Source organism: Kitasatospora sp. NBC_01287, assembly GCF_026340565.1.
Taxonomy (GTDB): Bacteria; Actinomycetota; Actinomycetes; order Streptomycetales; family Streptomycetaceae; genus Kitasatospora.
Window position 1 is genome coordinate 2,491,036 of sequence record NZ_JAPEPB010000001.1, and the last position, 16,962, is coordinate 2,507,997.

Consider the following 16,962-nt stretch of genomic DNA (forward strand, 5'->3'; position numbering starts at 1 on the left):
CCCCGGCGGCTCATCGGCGCGGGTGCGGCGGCCGCGCGCCGTCAGGGTCGGCCGGTGAGCAGGTCCGCCAACCGCCGTGCCGCGGCCGTGGGTTCGGCGGGGTGGAGGAGCTCGGTCCGGTGCACCAGCCGGGGCTCCGCGACCGGGACGGCCGCGACGCCGGGCAACGCGGCGGCCAGCGGCAGCGGGAGCGCGACGAGGCCGTGGCCGGCGGCGGCCAGGGCGGCCAGGCCGTGCAGATCGGTCCCGCGGTGGCGGATCCGGGGGTGGAAGCCGTCGGCGCGGCAGACGGCGCGCAGCCGGTCGAGCGGGATCGCGGTGTCAGGGGCGTCGATCCAGTGGGCCTCGGTGAGGTCGGTGAGCCGCACCGAGCCGCGCCCGGCCAGCGGATGACCGCGGGGGAAGAGCACGGCCAGGGCCTCCTCGGCCGCGGCGAGCGTGGTGGTGGGGCCGAGGTTCGGCAGCGGGAGCGGATCGCTGGGCGCGGCGGCTCCGTCGACGAGGCCGACGTCGGCGCTCCCGGTGAGCACGTTCTCGATCACCGCGTCTCGGCCCAGGACCCGCACCTCAAGGTCCAGCGGCTGGGTGGCGGTGCGCAGCCGGGCCAGGGCCCGCGCGACGGCGGGGCCCAGGGCGGCCGGCGTGTGGGCGAGCACCAGCCGGGTGGGGCGGGCGTGGTGCGGGCGCGCGACGTCGGCGCGGGCGGCGTCCAGGAGCAGCAGCAGGGCGGGGGCGTGCTCCATCAGCCGGGTGCCGGCCGGTGTGGGAGCCACCGGCCGGCGTTCGATCAGCCGGGTGCCCAGATCGGACTCCAGCGCGGCGATCTGCTGGGAGACGGCGGACTGGGTGAAGCCGAGCACCTCGGCCGCGACGGAGAAGGAGCGGTGGTCGAGGACCGCGACGAAGGTGCGCAGCAGATGCGGATTCACGCGCATCAGTATCACTGATGACGGATGCAGGAATCATCATTGGACCTGATGCGCGATGGTCAGCAGGATGGCTGCCATGAACCGCACCGCACGTATCGCCCTGGTCGGGGACCGCTCCGACGCCATCCGCTCCCACGCCCGCGTCCCCGGTCTGCTCGAAGCACTGCGCGTCCGGGACGGGCTGGAGCTGGACGCCTACTGGATCCCCAGCGAGGAGGCCGGGCAGGGCCTCGACGGCTTCGACGCGGTCTGGGTGCTGCCCGGCAGCCCCTACCGCAGCGAGGAGGGGGTCCTGGCGGCGATCCGCACGGCGCGCGAGGGCGGCATTCCGTTCCTGGGCACCTGCGGCGGCTTCCAGCACGCGCTGCTGGAGTTCGCCCGCAACGTCTGCGGCCTGCACCGGGCCGGCCACGCCGAGAACGACCCGGCCACCGTCGACCAGGACGCGGTGATCGTCCCGCTCGCCTGCTCACTGGTCGGCCACGAGGGCGCCGTCAAGGTCGACCCCGGCTCCCGCGCCGCCCGGCTGCTCGGCACGGACCGCCTGCGGGCGCGCTACCACTGCGCCTACGGGCCCAACCCGCACCACCTGGAGGTCCTGCGCGAACACGGCCTGGCCTTCACGGGCACCGACGAGGCCGGCGAGATCCGGATCGCCGAACTGCCCGACCACCCCTTCTTCCTGGCCACCCTCTTCCAGCCCGAGCTGGACGGCGACGGCACCCGGGCCCACCCCCTGATCACGGGCCTGGCCGCGGCCGCCGCCGACCACGCCGAGCGGGCCGGGCGGGCCGGGCGGGCCGGGCGGGCCGAGCACGCCTAGGCACGCCGGAACCCGGTGACGGCCGCCCCGGCTCAGGCGGCCGTGCGGGGCGCGGCGGACGCCGGGCGCCGGGCGTTCGCGAGCGGTTGCTCGCGGCGCCCGGCGCTTCGCTCACCTGGCGGTCGCGGAGGGCGACGGGCTCGGGGAGCCCGTCGACGCGGCGGTGGGGGCGGGCGACGGGGACTCGCAGCTCGGCGCGGGAGTGCCGGAGGGCGCCGGGCTCGGGGAGCCCGGGGTGGCGGACGCCGAGGGCGTCGCGGTCGGCGACGGCGAGGCCGAGGCCGCCGGGCTCGGGGAGGCGGACGCGCCGGCCGTCGGGGACGGGCAGGCGGTCGGCGTCGGGCTCGGGCTCGGGGTGCCGGTCGGCGAGGCCGTGGGGGTGGGCGACGGCTTCGCGGTGGGCGAGGCGCTCGGCGAGGGCGACGCGCTGGCCGTGGGCGACGGCTTCGCGCTCGGCGAGGGCGAAGCCGTGGGGGTGGCCGACGCGGTGGGCGTCGGCGTCGCGGACGGCTGCGGCGAGGGCGAGGCGGTCGGCGTCGGCGACGCGGTGGGCGATGCGGTGGGCGATGCGGACGGCGAGGCCGACGACGCGGGCGCGGTCGGCGACGGGGAGGCCGGGGCGGCGGCCGCGGGCGACGACGCGGCGGCGGGCACCGCGACCGGGACGGACACCAGGGACGACCCGGACGTACCGAACGACCCGGAGCCGCTCGACAGGGCGGCCACCGGGCCGGGCACCGCCGAGAGGTCCGGCACGGCCGAGGCGCCCGTCCGGTAGTAGGCCATCCAACTCTTCACCGTGTTGAGGTAGTCGGTGGAGTTGTTGTAGCCGAGGACCGCCCGGTCGAGCTGGGCCGGCACCGACAGGTCGCGACCGTTCGCGCAGAGGTAGCGGCCGGCCGCCAGGGCCGCGTCCCAGACGTTCTCGGGGTCGGCCTTGCCGTCGCCGTTGCCGTCGGCGCCCCATTCGGCCCAGGTGGAGGGGAGGAACTGCATCGGACCCACCGCGCGGGCCCAGGAGCCGCTGCCGTCGTAGGCGCCGCCGTCGGTGTTCGGGATCGCGGCGAACCCGCTGGTCCCGTCCAGTGCCGGACCGAGGATCGGCGTGTACGTCGTGCCGGCGGCGTCGACCCGGCCGCCGTCGGCCTGACCGGACTCCACCTGGCCGATGCCGGCCAGCAGTTGCCACGGCAAGTGGCAGCCGGGGTCACTGCCGGCGAGGGATGCCTCGGCGCCGCGGTAGGCGGCGAACACCGTGGCCGGCAGCCGGGCTCCGCCCACGGAGAGCGACACCGCGGACGACACCGGCGCGGTGCCCGGCGTCCCGCCCGGCAGCGCGGTCGACGTCCCGGCCGACGCCCCGTTCGAGGCGCCGGTCGAGGTGTCGGCCGTTGTCCCGCCCGGCAGCACGGTCGTTGCCGCGAACGGTGAGCCGGCCCCCGTGCCCGGCGGCTGCGGCAGGGCCCGGGGGCCACCGCCGTCCAGCGGCGGCTGCCCGCTCGGCGCCGCCCCACCCGTGGCGGGCACGGGCGCGCCGAACGCCACCGGTGCGGCGAGGGTCAGGGGCGCGGACGGTGCCGCCGCGGCAGCGAGGGCGACGAACGCCCCGGCCGCCTGGAACAGCACGCGTTTGCGTATCCACCTGGCCACGTGAACTCCTTCCGACGATGCTGCGGTCAGTCCATGGACGAACCGAACGCCCATCAGGTTCCACCCAGGTTCCGCGGGTTCGGTCCCGGCCCTCGCGTACCGGTCGCGGCTCCGGCTGCCCGGGACCGCTCAGGGCTGCCCCTGGAGGAACGAGCGCAGGTGAGTGTTGGTCAGCCCGGGGTGTTCCAGCGGAGCGAGGTGCGAGGTGTCGGGGATGATCTCCAGCCGGGCGCCGGCGATGCCGTCCCGCAGCTCCTGGGCGGCGGCCACCGGGGTGCTCCGGTCCTCCGTTCCGACCAGGACCAGGGTGGGGCAGCCGATCCGCCCGAGTCCGGGTGCCAGGTCCAGGCCGGCGATCATCTCCCAGACGGCGGCGTGCACCAGCGGGTCGTCGGCCAGCAGGGTGGTGGTGACGCGGTCGATCAGATCGGGCCGCCGGGCCACCGTCTCCGGGGTGAACCAGCGGGCGATCGTCGCCGGGAGCAGTGCCGCCATCCCCCCGGAGCGCGCCGTGCGGGCGCGCTCCAGCATGGCCGCACGCCCGTCGGCCGAGAACGAGGCCGTGGTGCCGATGAGGGTGAGCGAGCGGACCAGATCGGGCTCGGTCGCGGCGAGGGACTGCCCGAGCATGCCCCCCAGCGAGACTCCGGCCAGGTGGGCAACCCGGATGTCGAGGGCGTGCAGGAAGCCGGAGAGGGTCGCGGTGAGCTGCTCCAGGGTCCAGTCCCGCGGCTCGCCCGGAGTGGCGCCGTGGCCCGGCAGATCGGGTACGACCACGTCGTAGGCGTCGTGCAGGGCCACCAGCTGCCGGTCCCAGTAGCCCCGGTCCAGACCGGCCGCGTGGAGCAGGACGACGGGGACTCCCCCGCGCGGACCGCTGCGGACGTAGTGGACCGCTCGGCCCGAAGGATCGATCTGAACGGTGCTCATGCGGGGAGCCTCTCAAGGACGTTGGGGCCTGGCGGCGCGGGCGGTCACGCCCGCGGATCCAGCCTGGGGCCGACCCGCTTATGCTGGCCAACGAAGAATTCCGATCGGATTGATCTCCGCTGTGCATTGATGCTTGGTATTGGTGCTGGGCGTCGATCCGGCGGCGGGGCCGGAGGGTGGGGCATGGAACTGCGGCACCTGGAGCACTTCCTGGCCGTCGCCGAGACGGGGAGCTTCACCCGGGCCGCGGCGCGGGTCCACGTGGTGCAGTCGGCCCTGTCGGTCTCGGTGCGGTCGCTGGAGGCGGATCTGGGGGCGCAGCTCTTCCACCGGTCCACGCGCAGGGTGGAGTTGACCGAGGCGGGGGCCGTGCTGGTGGGCGAGGCGCGCAGCACCCTGGCGGCGGCCCGCGCGGCACGTGAGGCCGTCGCCGCGGTCAACGACGGCACCCGCGGCACGATCCGCCTGGGCATCATGCACTCACTGCCGGGAATCGACGTGGCGGCCCCGCTGGCCCGCTTCCACGCGGAGCGGCCCTCGATCCGGATCGAGCCGCAGACCCATCCCGAGGGATCCCGGGGGCTGGTCCAGGCGGTCGCCGACAACCGGCTCGACCTCGCGCTGGCGGCACTGCACGGTCCGCATCCGGCCGAGGTCGAGGCCATCGCGCTTCACCACGAACCGATCCTGCTCGCCTGCCCGCCCGGCCACCCGCTGGCCGACCGGCGACCGGTGCCGCTGGCCGACCTGGTGGACCAGCCCTTCCTCGACGTCCCGGACGGCTGGGGCAGTCGGATGAGCGTCGATTCGCTCTTCGCGGCGCACGGCCTGACGCGCAGGATCGTGGTCGAGGTGGCGGACGTCGCCACCGTGTGCGAACTCGTCCGGGCGGGCCTGGGTCTGGCACTGCTGGCTCCCTCGTCCGCGCCGGCCGACCAGCGGCACCGGCTCGTGCCGGTGCTGCCGCACGCCACTTTCACCGTCTCGCTGGTCCTACCGCGCGCCCGGAAGCTCTCCGCCGCGGCCGCGGCCTTCGCCGAACAGCTCCGCGCGACCTACGGGCCCCGGCCGGAGCCCGCCACCCCCGGCTCCCCGGCCCGCACCACCTGACGTCAACGCACCGCTCGACCTCGACGCACCGCTCGACCTCGACGCACCGCTTGGCATCGACGCGCTGGTGGCGCTCGTCACGCCCGCCCGGGGGTGCTCGGCGCGGGCAGCAGGCGGTAGCGGCCGTGGTGGCTGCGGACCAGGCCCGCGGTGGGGTGCGGGAAGTGGGTGCCGAGCAGCAGCGCGTCGCTGTCGGCCAGCCCCGCGAGCAGCCGGCCGCGGGTCCGCACCGCCTGCTCGGGGTCGATGTCGACGCAGCTGGTCAGGTGGGGGTGGGAGAGCTGTACGGGGTGGTGGATGCTGTCGCCGGTGATCAGCGCCGGCCGGCCGGTGCCGCGCAGCTCCACGGCGACCTGGCCCGGGGTGTGGCCGGGAGCGGGGATCAGCCGCAGGCCGTCGACCACCTCGTGCCCCTGCTCGGGGACGTCGGCGAGGTCGAACTGCCCGCTGTCGCGGACGGGGTGGACGGAGTCGCGGAACATCTGGCCGCGGTGCTCGTCCATCTCGGCGGCGGCCCAGTAGTCCCATTCGGCCCGGCTGGTCAGGTAGCGGGCGCGCGGGAAGGTCGGCACCCAGCTGCCGTCCCTGAGCTCGGTGTTCCAGCCGACGTGGTCGGTGTGCAGGTGGGTGTTGATCACCAGGTCCACCGACTCGGCCGGGAACCCGGCCGCCGCGAGGCGCTCCAGGTAGTCGGTGCGCAGGTCGTTCCAGGCCGGGTTGGCCCGGACCTTGCCGTTGCCGATGCCGGTGTCCACGAGGACGCGCAGGCCGCCGATCAGCACGGCGAAGGTGTGGCTGGCCAGTCGCGGTCCGTCGGCGTCGGCGAAGTCGGGGCGCAGCCAGGGCGCTTCGTCGAGGACCTCCGCGGTGGCGCCGGGGAGCAGCCAGGGGCCCGTCTGCGGCGGCAGCGCCATCTCGTCGATGCGGTGGATCACGACCTCGCCGAGGTCCCAGGCCTCGGAGGTGGCGGTCACGGTCGAGGTCGAGGTCGCGGTCTCCTGCGGCGGGGTGGTGGCGGTCATGATGGGTCCTCCGAGGCGCTTAAGGCACATACTTGGCCTTAGTCATGCTCGCACGGGGCGAACCACTAACGCAATCGCTTAGCTTTTCGTCAGGCCCTGGTGAGCGCCGCCTCCACCAGCCTGCGGGCGTAGGCAGCCGTCAGGCCCTCGGGGCGGAAGAGGATCCGGTACAGGATCGGCGCCACCACGCCGTCCAGCAGCGCCTCCACACCGGGCACCGCCTCGCCGCGCCCGGCGGCACGGGCGCCGATGGTCTTCAACTGCTCGGCGGCGTAGTCGGAGCAGCGGGCGGCGGCGCCGCCCGCCGGGTCGCCGGCCACCGCGTCCCGGACATAGGTGCGCCCGGCCGGCGCGGCCATCTCCTCGACGAACCGCTCGGCCCAGGCCGCCAGATCGGCCCGCAGACTGCCGAGATCGGCCGGCGGCGCGTCCGGGCGCAGCCGCTCCACCGCGACATCGGAGAGCAGCTCCTGCAGATCCCCCCAGCGCCGGTACACCGTCGAGGGGGTCACCCCCGCCCGAGCGGCGATCAACGGCACCGTGAGCGCGGCGCGGCCGACCTCGGCCTCCAGCTCCCGCGCAGCCCGGTGCACGGACTGCTGAACGCGCGCACTGCGCCCGCCGGGGCGCGCTCCGGCTCGGGGACTCATGTCACCCATCCTAACGCGAATCAATTGCGTCAAAGTGGGGTCCACGAATCCGTTCAGCCCCGGGGCGCGGCCGCAGGGCCGGACCCGCCTGGCCTCACCAGCGCGGCCCCCGCCCACCGCCCGCCCGCTCCCACGCGGGGCGCAGACTACCTTCCTGGCGGACACCGCAAAATCTGTGCTCGCTGTAGTAGACATTGCCCGGCTGCTTGATTAGTGTTTCTCTCGTAGTCGCAGTCAAGCGGTACCCGCCAGACACGAACTGGCGGGCGTCAGTACAGAAGTGCGCAGGTCGGCACGGTTGCGGGATCCTGAAGCCAGCGATGGTGCAGCAAGGCGACAGGATCGGCGGCCGGGCCGGGCGGCCCGCAGGCATCAGGGGCCGCCGCCCGGAATGGGCGCAGTTCAGCAAGCGCAGTTCAACAGCAGTTCAGCAGGTGAAGTACCAGCAAGTGAAGTTGAGTTGGGCAGTACCAGCAGTCGCATGACGAGGTATCCCGGTAAAGGCGCCAAGGCTGCGGGCGCGCGTGCCGGGAGTCCGGGCAGTGGGGTTCCAAGCCGAGCAGGTGAGCAGGACGGGCAACGGGGCTGGCTGCCGGACCGGGCGGACCATCAGGACCGCCACAGCAGTAACCGGCTGGTTCTCAGTGCCGGCGACATCGCAGTACCCGGTCAGTACAGAGGATGAACGGAGGGACAGAGCGCCATCAGGATCGCCCGGCCCGTGAGGAATTCACCCGGGCGGACTCCGAAGACCCCAAGGCAAGGACGGTGGTTTCCGGTCACGCATACGCGATCCCCGCATGCCCCCTCCCCCGGGGCCGTGCGGATACAAGAAAGCCGGCCACAGGCTGGTAGATGGTGTTAACCCCTTCGGGGCCCCGGTGCCGCAATGGCCCCGGGGCCCCTCGACGCGTCCCCGACACAACAAGAAGAGGTGCAGTGACCACGGCAACCATTCGACCGCACACCCCCGACTCCCTCGACGACGACGACTACCCCGCCTACACCATGGGCCGCGCCGCCGAGATGACCGGCACCACCGCCGGCTTCCTGCGCTCCCTCGGCGAACAGGGCCTCATCACCCCCCTACGCTCCGAGGGCGGCCACCGCCGCTACTCCCGCTACCAGCTACGCATCGCCATGCGCGCCCGCGACCTCGTCGACCAGGGCACCGCCATCGACGCCGCCTGCCGCATCATCATCCTCGAAGACCAACTCGAAGAAGCGCTGCGCATCAACGAACACCTCCGCCGCTCCCAGCCCTCCCAGGAAGCCGCCGACACCTGACCCACCCGGCCGGCCGCCTTCAGGCACGGCGGCCGATCCTCAACCCGCCCTCGCTCTCGCCCCCGTCCTCGTCCTCGTCCTCGTCCTCGTCCTCGTCCTCAACGGCCGGCCTCGCTGCCGTCAGTCCTCCGGCGCCAGGTCGGCCACGAGCCAGTCGAGCGCCGACTCCTCGTGCAGGGCCGCGTCGAGCCCCGACATGGCGGCGGCGAGATCCGCGTCCCAGCTCGCCTCCACGGGAGCGCCGGCAAGTGGCAGCGGCGGGGTCCCCTGCGACCGGACGTGGGCGGCGAGTCGCTCGTAGTCATGAGCCGCCATCCGCCACGGTCGGGCCGCGCAGCGCCGGATGAGGCGGTTGGCGAGGGCGATGCCCGGCCAGTCGAAGTCTCCGTGGTAGAGCAGCGGCAGGCCCGCTGCCGCCAGGGTGTCGATCAGTTCGAGGACGACGGTGGAGGCGCTGCCCGAGGTGCAGACCACGGTGGCCGCGCAGCGGGCCTCGGCCGCGGCCTCGACCACCCGGGGGTTCTCGCAGATGTACACCGGGGTCTCCGAGGGCAGGACGATTTCCAGGGCACGCAGTTCCCGGAGCGTCAGGTGGGTCTCGGCGTGATGGTCCGCCCGTTCCCGAAGAGCCCGCCGGCGCCACCCCTGGCCCGCCGGCCGCAGCCCGTAGGTCAGCACGGTGCTCGACACCTCGTCAGGGATCACGGAGGCGGAGCGCCACAGGGCGCGGCGACCGGGCGCGTGCTCCGGCGGCTCGCCGCCCACGGACCGCGCGAGGCCCCGGAGGACCAACCGGGACAGGGCCGTGTCGTCGTCCAACCCGTGTGCGGTGCCGGTCACCCGGGTCGCGAGCTCCCCGCGGCCGTACGGCGTCACCTCCTCGTCCCGGCCCGGGCGGAGGAGGCCGAGCACCTGGACCGCCTGACGGAGCAGGCCCGCCGCCTCCTCCGGGAGCAGCCTGCCCAGGGCACCGCCGCGGCGGAGGTCGTCCAGCCAACCGCTCACCCATTCCTGGCCGGCGAGCGGTGAGCCGGCGACGGCCGCCTCGGCCGCCGCCCGGAGCGAGGCGCGCGCCTGCCGACCGGTGTCCCGCTCGGCGCGCCGGTCGGTCAGTGGCGGTCCGAGTTCCTCCACGGCCGTGACCAGACCGCAGCCCGCGGCCGTGGACCGCAGTCGGGCGTCCAGGTCCGCGAGCCGGATCACGGCGGTGGCACCGGTGATCCCGCGGCCGAGCAGCAGCGACAGCGCCTCACGCTCCGCCGCGGTGAGGCTCTCCAGCCGCACGCTGCCGGCCGGCTGGAGTCCGTTGCGTTCCAGCCGGTCGCGGACCTTCGTCCAGATCCGGCCGAGGGCCGGTTGCGCCAGGAAGCCCATGGCCTGCGCGGGCAGGGTCACACGCTCACCAGCCGGCGGTTGCGTCCGTTCCAGACGTAGTGCAGGGTCGCGACGCCGCGGACCTGCGGGTCGCGCAGGCACTCGTAGATCTGGAGCGCGGGCACATCGGGCCAATTGCCCATCAGGCGCTCGCTGGTGAGGACGAAGTCGAGGTCGAGATCGACGAGGATGCGGCCGAGCCGGGCGTGGGTGGGCTCGTCCACCTTGGCGAAGGCGTCGTCCAGCAGGATCAGCCGAGGTGCGTGCGGGGCGCTCTCGGCCAGCGTGGTGAACTGCGCGGCGGCCGCGGCGAAGAGCGCGAGGTAGGAGAGGACCCGCTGCTCGCCCTGGCTGAGCCCGGTGCGCCCGGTGAACTTCCTGCGCCGGGCGGCGGAGGACTCGTCCAGCACCCACGGCTGGAAGGTGAACCACGACCGGTAGTCGAGCGCGGTCCGCAGATGGGCGGCGTAGCCGACCGCCGGGTCCGCGCGGCGCGCGTCCTCGATGCGGCGCTGCAGGATCTCGCGCAGCTGCTCCGACTGCTCGCGGGTCCGCAGGCCGGACGGGCTGCGCAGGAGGTCGACGGCGGCCCGAACGTCCGCGTCGACGGTGTCGGCCAGCCGCCAGTCGAGCTCGACGCCGAGCCCGTGCGAGGTGCGCACGGAGTGCAGGGTGGCGTTGAGTGCGTCGACCAGCGCCCCGGCGGCCAGCATCTGCGAGGAGAGGTGGTCGCCCAACTCGCCGGTGAGGAACCGCTGGAAGACCTCCCGCTCGCGGTCGGTCAACCGGGCTCGCGCGTCGGCGGCCTGGGTGGCGATGCGTTCGCCGACCAGCGCCACGTCGTGCGGGCCGCTGTCGTCGACGAGGCGGCAGACCTTGATGCCGTCGGGCTCCTCCAGGGTGGCGTCGTAGCCGCCCGCGAGTTGGTCCCGCAGCTCGCTGAACCGGTTGAGCAGCGCGGTGTCGGAGACGTCGCGCCGCTGCGCGTCGAGGCTGCGGTCCACCGCCTCGACCAGCCGCTGCAGGGCTTTCAGTCTGGCCCTGGCGTCCTCGTGCGCGGGATCGGGGATCGACAACTCGCCCAGGTGGCCGCCCAGCTCCGCTCCACGCGCGATGTCCGGCGTGGCCAGCGCCGTGCGCAGAGCGCGCCCGCGACGGATCACCGCCTCCTCCTGGGTGGCGAGTTCGGCGCGCCTGGTCCCCTCGTCCTGCTCGGCGCGGACCAGGTCGTCGTGCAGTTGCTCGGCCTTGCGCCGTGCCGTGGGCAGTTCCTTGCCGATCGCGTCGAGGCGCCGCACGGCGGTCTGCTCCTCGTCGAGGATCTCCTGCTCGGTGGCCCCGACGGCGCCCTCCAGCGTGCGGATCTCCCGGCGGGCCGCCGCCAGCTCCGCCGCCCTCCGGCCGTACTCGAGTCCGGCCGCCTCCAGGGCGCTGCGAGCCCGGTCGTAGCGCCGGCGCTCCTGCTCGTGGGCGGCCGTGCCCTCGGCGGTGTCCGCCACCCGGCGGCGCAGGCGCCTGGTGCCGTCGGCCAGGCCGTCCAGCGCGGCGCGTGCCATGAGCAGCGCGCCCTGGTCGGCCGGCAGGGCGTGCGCGGTGGCGGCGGCCTCGGCGTGACGGCGGGCGTCGACGGAGCCGGCCCGGGCGTCCTGGGCGGCGCGGCCCGCCACCGTGGCGGCCTGGCGCAGATCGGCGGCGATCCGCTCGGCCTCCTCCAGCCGCGCCCAGGCCCCGGCCAGGGGCGCACTCGTGGGCGCGCGTCGCAGCAGGTCGTCGAGGGCGTCCCGGCGTTCCGTCAACTCCTGCGCGTGGGACCGGGCCACCTCCGCCTCGGACTCGACTTCGCTGATGCGGGAGGTGAGTTCGGCGATGCGCCGGCGCCGGGTCCCGGCTCGCACCTCGGCGCCCACGAACTCGGCCACCGGCTTGGTGTGGGCACCGCCCGCGGTGCCGAGCCGCCACCGGCCGTCGGTGCTCACCGCACCGCCTGCCGCCGCCCTGAGCGGGGAACCTCCCGGCGCGAGCGCGACCGCCGACAGGAGGCGGGCCACCTGAGCGGCCGTGACGCCGTGGCCGGCCGCGGGAACCGGGCGCAGGGCGTGGGCGAGCGACCAGCCGTCGACCGGCGCGGTGGGGGTGAGCACGGTGTCCCGGGTGTGCGGATCGAGCAGGACACCGTCCGCGCAGACCCAGGCGTCGAGCAGCCCGGCCGCCTCCAGCGCCGCCTCGACTCCGGCCTGCTGGGCCTCGGTCAGGTCCGGCGAGAAGTCCACCAGGCGGTACAGCGGGGCGCCGCTGTCCGGCAGCCGCGGGGCGTCCCGCAGCGGCGGCTTCGGGGGCACCGGGTCACTGTGCCGCCCCCAGTCGGCCTTCTCCGCCCGCAGGGCATCGAGCGTGCGGGCGAGGCCGCCGGCCACCAGGGCCGCCTGGTCGCGCTGCTCGGCCAGCGCTTGCCGATGGACCTCAAGGGCTCCGTAGGCGGCTGAGGCCACCTCGTCCCCGATCGAGGCGGGCAGCGTCCGCTCCTCGAAAGGGGTCTCCGCGGAAAGGTCGCGGCGAACCACCTCGGTCACCGGGCCGAGCGGGACACCGGACCGGGCCGTCAGCAGGGCCGCCCACTCGTGGACCGCGCCCGCGTACTCCTCCCCCCGCGTGACGACCGTGCTCTGACGCTCCGTCACGCGCTCGGCCTCGGCCTGGGCCTGCTCCGCCAGCCGCTCGTACGCGGTGTCGGCCTCCCGGGCCCGCTGCTCCGCCCCGCGCAGCGCGTCCAGCAGCGAGCCGAGTTCCGCGACCGCGCGGAGCCGGCTCTTGATCACCGGCTCGGCGGCGGCGAGTTGAGCGTTCCAGGAGCGCAGGGCGGCGGCCACCGCGGCGGTGTCGAAGGCCGCCACGCGCTCGCCGCGCAGGAGTTCGGTGCCACCGTCCGGATCGGTGCACTCGTCCTCGGCCGCGACGGCGAGAACCGAGAGGGAGCCCGTGACCGGATCGCCGAGGTGTGCGGGTGCCAGCCCGGAGCGCTCGGCCAGCTCGCGGAGCTCACGGTGGGCCGTGCCCAGCTCGCGGAGCTCACCGGCCGTGCGGCCCGCGCCCGCGGTGAGCGCGGCGCCGACCGCCGACCGCGCGTCGTGCGCCAGTCGCAGTGCCGCGAAGCTGGCCCCGGCCGTCGCATGGACCGCCTCGACCGTGCGCCGCCGCTCGCCGAGTTCGGACAGGCTCCGGTAGCCGCTGCTCGCCCGGAGGGTGGCCAGCTCCGCCTCGGCCGCGTCCTGCTCCTCCACCAACTGCTCGTGGCGGCCCCTGGCTTCGCTCGCCTCACCGCGCAACTCGGCCGCTCGCCGGCCGATCTCGCCGGCCGCCAGTCGCCGCTCGGTGAGCTTGTGGAGTTCCGCGACGACCTCGTCCGAGCGCCGGCGCAGGGCACCGTGGAGGTAGCCGCGGTAGTTGCCCAGGAACCGGCGGAGCGCCTCATCGGTCCGTTCCAGGCGCCCGAGGTCCTTGCGGACACTGTCGAGATCGTCGAGGTTCCGGGCGACGCTGTCGATCACGTCGTCGTCCAGCGCCGGGAGGGTCTCGCCGAGCACGGTCACCAGTCCACCGGACTCGATGCGGTCGCCGATCGTCGGGCGGCGCAGCCGGTGCAGGAGATGGACCAGGTTGCGGTACCGCGAGGCGTCGCTCAGCCCGAACAACTCGCGCGCCACCCTGGTCCGGTGGTCGCGGGCGCTGTCCAGCACGTTGCCCGCGCCGACGGCGGCCCGCAGCCGGTCGAGCGCCAGCGGCTGGCCCGACTCGACCAGTTGGAGGTCCTCGCCGACCCGCATCGTGGTCGTGAAGAAGAAGGGTGTGGCCACGTTCGTGGACTTCGACGCGCGCACGGCCGCGCCGACCGTCAGGTACCGCTCGGCCCCGTCCTCGTCGGTCCGGCGGAACTCGACCCACAGATAGCCCAGGCGGTTGGTCTGCTCGAAGCCGTCGAGCATGAGCCAGGCCAGGGTGGTGCGGCCGGTCCCCGTCGCGTCGAGGGCGCGGGCATCACCGTCGAGCAGGTAGGGCAGCAGCATCTCCAGGGCCTTGGACTTGCCGGCGCCGTTCTTGCCGCGAAGCAGCAGGCGGCCCTCGCCGAACTCGAACTCCTGCTGGTCGTACTGCCAGACGTTGAGGATCCCGGCACGGCCCAGCCGGAAGCGGTGCGGGGCGGAGTGCTGCGGCACGGGCTGGGCCGGACGGCGGTTCACGAGGAAGGCTCTCCCTGTCGGTCGGGCTGCGGTGCCCGCTGTTCGGCATACGTGTCGACGTGCTTGTCGAGGTGCTTGTCGGCGTGCTTGTCGACGTGCTTGAGCGAAACGGTCGTGGCGTAGCGGCCGGCCGCGGCGAGCAGCACCCACTCACCCGGCACGGCCGCACGGGCCGCGGAGACGTCGGTGACCGCCCGTCCGTCGGTGGCAGCGGTCCCGTAGTGCGGTGGCACGCCGTGGCCGTCGGCGCGCAGCGGCCCCGCCGGTGCCACCAGCCGCATCCGGCTGAGGAGTTCGAGGACGTCGGCGCGCAGCAGGGCCGGGCTTTCCAGGTAGCCGCGCTGCCAGTTGGCACGCTGCCCGTACTGCTCGACCAGTTCGTCGAGGATCTCGCCGACCAGCCCTGGCGGTATCGGCACGCCGATCGTCAGTCGACCGCCGACCGCCGGATGCCCCGCCTCCCGCGGCCGCAGCCGCCTCACGAGCCGGTCGGCGAGCAGCAGTGCGGCCTGGGCGACCGTCCCCGTGCCCGGGAGCCGGAGATCGGTCAGCTCGTCGTCCGGGTCGATCATGGCGACCCCTTCGGCCCGGATCTCGGCTTCCAGCCCGAGCAGTTCGAAGAACGCCTCGGCCTCACGCCGCTGCCGGGTCCGCAGCCAGTCGCGCTCCGCCTCGGTGAGGTCGTCGAGATGGACGACGGGGGTTTCGACCAGCCGGCGACGCACGTAGGTGCGCGGTCCGCCGAATCCGGGATCGGCCGACCGGAGCACGAGGTCAGCGCCGTCGCTGCTCTGCGTCAGCGGCCCGGCCACGATCGCGCGGGCGATCTCCCGGTTGACGGTCAGCAGGGCCTCACCGCCCGCCTCCGCGGCGACAGCGCCGACGCTGCCCTCGGTCTCGGTCAGCGCTCCCCACTCGACGAGTTGCCGCAGCGCGGCCGCCAGGGTCCGCTTCTCCACCAGCCGACCGGAATCCTCGACGGCGAGGCCGGCATCGGCGGCGGCCGCACGGACATCGGCGACCAGTTGGGACAGCAGCACCTGCTCCGCCGCGGTCACCAGGACGGAGAGGGCCAGCGCCAGGTAGGCATAGGTCCGCGGGGTGAACGGCGTGCCGGTCGACCGCTCCAGTCGGTGACCGGACCCCGGCCCGAGGCCGGCCTTGAAGAGCCGCGCGTAGGAGGCCTCAACGAGGAGCCGGTACCCGAGCACCTGCTGGAACCGCTGCACCAGCCAGTCGGCGTGACGGCGCACCAGCGGGAAGGCGTCGGCGTGCGGCCCGTCGGCGGTGACCAGCGGGTGGCGCAGCAGCAGCCGGGCGGCGCTGCGCCGCTCGGCTGCGAGCGCGACGTCGTGGGCGGAGGGCAGCAGCGCCACTACGCGCTCACCTCCTCGTCGGCCGCGCTCCCGAACGCGGCGATCGCGATCTCCAGGTCTTCCACCGTCAGTTCCCCATCCACCGAGCGCAGCACGGTGGCCGTGCCCACCACCCGGCTCAGCGTCAGGCGCAGGTCCAGTTCGGCATCGACGGCCTGCGCGTCCTCCAGGCCGAACGCGGGCGCCGCGCTCGGGCCCGCCCACCGCAGCCTGGAGTTGCCGAGCGCCGAGGTGAGCAGTTCCAGCAGCAGGCCCATGGCGGCGGAACTCAACCGCAACTGGCCGAACCGCCCTGACGCGCTGCGGAGTTCGTCGGCGGCCGCCTGGCGGGCGAGGGCTTGCCCACGGGCCTGCGCGAGCAGGCGGGCCTTCTGCTCGGAGTGGTCCTCGACGGCGGCGGTGCGGCCCCGCTGTGCGCGGCTGCCGCGCTCGCGCAGCGCCACTGGCACCTCGACGGCCGGACCGCTCCACCAGCTGACGTACGCGGGCACGGTGCCGTCGGGGTCCGGTGCGACGCCCAGGTGCCGCGCGCTGTAGAGCCCGAACGCGGCCACCGCCAGATCGTGCGCGTCCTCGGGGCCGGCCGCGTCGAACCACGCCGCCAGCCGCAGCAGATCGCGGCGGCGGGACATCTCCCCCGCCGCGGACCGCAGCATCCGCTTGGCGTTGGCCAGCAGCGACTGCAGGGCGCGAAGGGTCGCGTCCCGCAGCTGGTCCACCTGGCTTCCCCGCCCGTCCGTGTCCACGAACCAGCCGCGCAGGCCCTCCCAGTCCGCCAACTCGCGCCCACGGCTGCGCTGCACCCGCGTCTCGGGCAGTCCGCCGGCCGGCGCGCCCAGCCCGGTCGCATGAGCACCGATCAGTTCCAGGAACTCCGGCAGCTCGGGCCAGAGCCGGGCCAAGGTGGCCGCGATCCTCGGCGACCGGAACGCGACCTCCTCGGTGATCGCCTCCACGTAGTCGAGCAGCAGTTCCTTGAAGCCCTGGTACTCGGCACCATCGAGGTCGTACCGCGCCAGGACCTGACCGAGGTAGGCGTAGAAGTCCCGCACCGACTCGGCGAACTCGGCGAACTGCACGAACAGCGTGCTGGTCTTCTCCAGCGCCTCCTGCGGATCGACACCGCCCGGGGCGCCGAGGGCCGCGACGATCTCCCGCAGGCCACGGTCCACCAGCGCCAGCAGCTCGCTGCTGACCTCGCGCGCCGCGTCCGCGCTCGCCAGCACCTGCTCCGCGTCGCGCTGCACCTGCTCACCGGGCTTCGAGACCTGGTAGCGGGCACGCGAGCGCTGGTACTCGGCGATGCTCGCGGCTTTCACGGTGTGACTGCTGCGCAGCAGGTTCCCCCACTTCACCAACTGCTCCAGCCGCGCCATGAGGACGTCCGCGTCGAGCTGCCCCCGCCACGCCCCGTCCCGAGCGATCTTGGCCAGCACGTCCGGCACGGCCAGGTCCGCGAGCAGGGTCGAGCAGAAGACCCGCATCACGGCCAGATACTCAAGGCGCTCGGGAGCACTCAGATAGGAGTACACGGCAAGGCGCCGCCAGGGGCCGTCATCAGTGGGTGACGGCGGGT

General features: G+C 74.5%; 12 protein-coding genes. 3 read left to right on the forward strand and 9 right to left on the reverse strand.

The annotated features are described in order from the left end of the window. Positions 1–41: 41 nt before the first annotated feature. On the reverse strand, positions 42–935 hold the full coding sequence (locus OG455_RS10335; protein ID WP_323185453.1) for a LysR family transcriptional regulator: 894 nt from the start codon (positions 933–935) through the stop codon (positions 42–44). A 70-nt stretch (positions 936–1,005) separates the two neighbouring features. On the opposite strand from OG455_RS10335, the gene OG455_RS10340 reads away from it, so the two are divergent. Further along, on the forward strand, positions 1,006–1,752 hold the full coding sequence (locus OG455_RS10340; protein WP_266292362.1) for a hypothetical protein: 747 nt from the start codon (positions 1,006–1,008) through the stop codon (positions 1,750–1,752). Between the two features lie 111 nt (positions 1,753–1,863). Here the strand turns inward: OG455_RS10340 and OG455_RS10345 are convergent, their stop codons facing one another. Both OG455_RS10345 and OG455_RS10350 read right to left on the reverse strand, forming a co-directional pair. Continuing rightward, the gene (locus OG455_RS10345) at positions 1,864–3,402 is read right to left on the reverse strand and encodes a lytic transglycosylase domain-containing protein (protein ID WP_266292364.1); all 1,539 of its coding nucleotides are present in this window, start codon (positions 3,400–3,402) and stop codon (positions 1,864–1,866) included. A 129-nt stretch (positions 3,403–3,531) separates the two neighbouring features. Continuing rightward, on the reverse strand, positions 3,532–4,332 hold the full coding sequence (locus OG455_RS10350; RefSeq protein WP_266292366.1) for an alpha/beta fold hydrolase: 801 nt from the start codon (positions 4,330–4,332) through the stop codon (positions 3,532–3,534). Between the two features lie 183 nt (positions 4,333–4,515). Between OG455_RS10350 and OG455_RS10355 the strand changes: the two genes are divergently transcribed. Then, a complete protein-coding gene (locus OG455_RS10355; RefSeq protein ID WP_266292368.1) occupies positions 4,516–5,442 on the forward strand; it encodes a LysR family transcriptional regulator in 927 nt (308 codons plus the stop codon). 77 nt (positions 5,443–5,519) lie between these two features. On the opposite strand, the gene OG455_RS10360 is transcribed toward OG455_RS10355, so the two are convergent. Beyond that, positions 5,520–6,464, reverse strand: coding sequence for an MBL fold metallo-hydrolase (locus OG455_RS10360; protein ID WP_266292370.1), 945 nt, complete (start codon positions 6,462–6,464; stop codon positions 5,520–5,522). A gap of 89 nt (positions 6,465–6,553) precedes the next feature. Next, positions 6,554–7,114: a TetR/AcrR family transcriptional regulator gene (locus OG455_RS10365; protein WP_266292372.1), complete on the reverse strand. Its 561-nt coding sequence runs from the start codon at positions 7,112–7,114 to the stop codon at positions 6,554–6,556. A 1,008-nt stretch (positions 7,115–8,122) separates the two neighbouring features. Between OG455_RS10365 and OG455_RS10370 the strand changes: the two genes are divergently transcribed. Next, the gene (locus OG455_RS10370; RefSeq protein ID WP_266300717.1) at positions 8,123–8,401 is read left to right on the forward strand and encodes a MerR family transcriptional regulator; all 279 of its coding nucleotides are present in this window, start codon (positions 8,123–8,125) and stop codon (positions 8,399–8,401) included. A gap of 120 nt (positions 8,402–8,521) precedes the next feature. On the opposite strand, the gene OG455_RS10375 is transcribed toward OG455_RS10370, so the two are convergent. The 4 genes from OG455_RS10375 to OG455_RS10390 are packed head-to-tail and all read right to left on the reverse strand — an operon-like array spanning position 8,522 to position 16,918. Next, complete coding sequence (locus OG455_RS10375) at positions 8,522–9,796, reverse strand: TIGR02679 family protein (RefSeq protein WP_266292374.1); 1,275 nt, start codon at positions 9,794–9,796, stop codon at positions 8,522–8,524. Beyond that, positions 9,793–14,010 (reverse strand): TIGR02680 family protein, encoded by a 4,218-nt coding sequence (locus OG455_RS10380; RefSeq protein ID WP_266292376.1) that lies wholly within the window; start codon positions 14,008–14,010, stop codon positions 9,793–9,795. The genes OG455_RS10375 and OG455_RS10380 overlap by 4 nt, the downstream gene beginning before the upstream one ends. Beyond that, positions 14,007–15,386 carry a TIGR02678 family protein gene (locus tag OG455_RS10385; RefSeq protein ID WP_266292378.1) on the reverse strand — a complete coding sequence of 460 codons (1,380 nt, stop codon included), beginning with the start codon at positions 15,384–15,386 and terminating at the stop codon, positions 14,007–14,009. The genes OG455_RS10380 and OG455_RS10385 overlap by 4 nt, the downstream gene beginning before the upstream one ends. Beyond that, positions 15,386–16,918: a TIGR02677 family protein gene (locus tag OG455_RS10390; protein ID WP_266292380.1), complete on the reverse strand. Its 1,533-nt coding sequence runs from the start codon at positions 16,916–16,918 to the stop codon at positions 15,386–15,388. Before OG455_RS10390 ends, OG455_RS10385 begins: the two co-directional genes overlap by 1 nt. Positions 16,919–16,962: the final 44 nt, after the last annotated feature.

Bases quoted from the DNA above. Each gene is read 5' to 3' on its own strand.
- OG455_RS10340 (WP_266292362.1), top strand. From the start codon at position 1,006: ATGAACCGCACCGCACGTATCGCCCTGGTCGGGGACCGCTCCGACGCC.
- OG455_RS10365 (WP_266292372.1), bottom strand. From the start codon at position 7,114: ATGAGTCCCCGAGCCGGAGCGCGCCCCGGCGGGCGCAGTGCGCGCGTT.
- OG455_RS10360 (WP_266292370.1), bottom strand. From the start codon at position 6,464: ATGACCGCCACCACCCCGCCGCAGGAGACCGCGACCTCGACCTCGACC.
- OG455_RS10350 (WP_266292366.1), bottom strand. From the start codon at position 4,332: ATGAGCACCGTTCAGATCGATCCTTCGGGCCGAGCGGTCCACTACGTC.
- OG455_RS10370 (WP_266300717.1), top strand. From the start codon at position 8,123: ATGGGCCGCGCCGCCGAGATGACCGGCACCACCGCCGGCTTCCTGCGC.
- OG455_RS10355 (WP_266292368.1), top strand. From the start codon at position 4,516: ATGGAACTGCGGCACCTGGAGCACTTCCTGGCCGTCGCCGAGACGGGG.
- OG455_RS10335 (WP_323185453.1), bottom strand. From the start codon at position 935: ATGCGCGTGAATCCGCATCTGCTGCGCACCTTCGTCGCGGTCCTCGAC.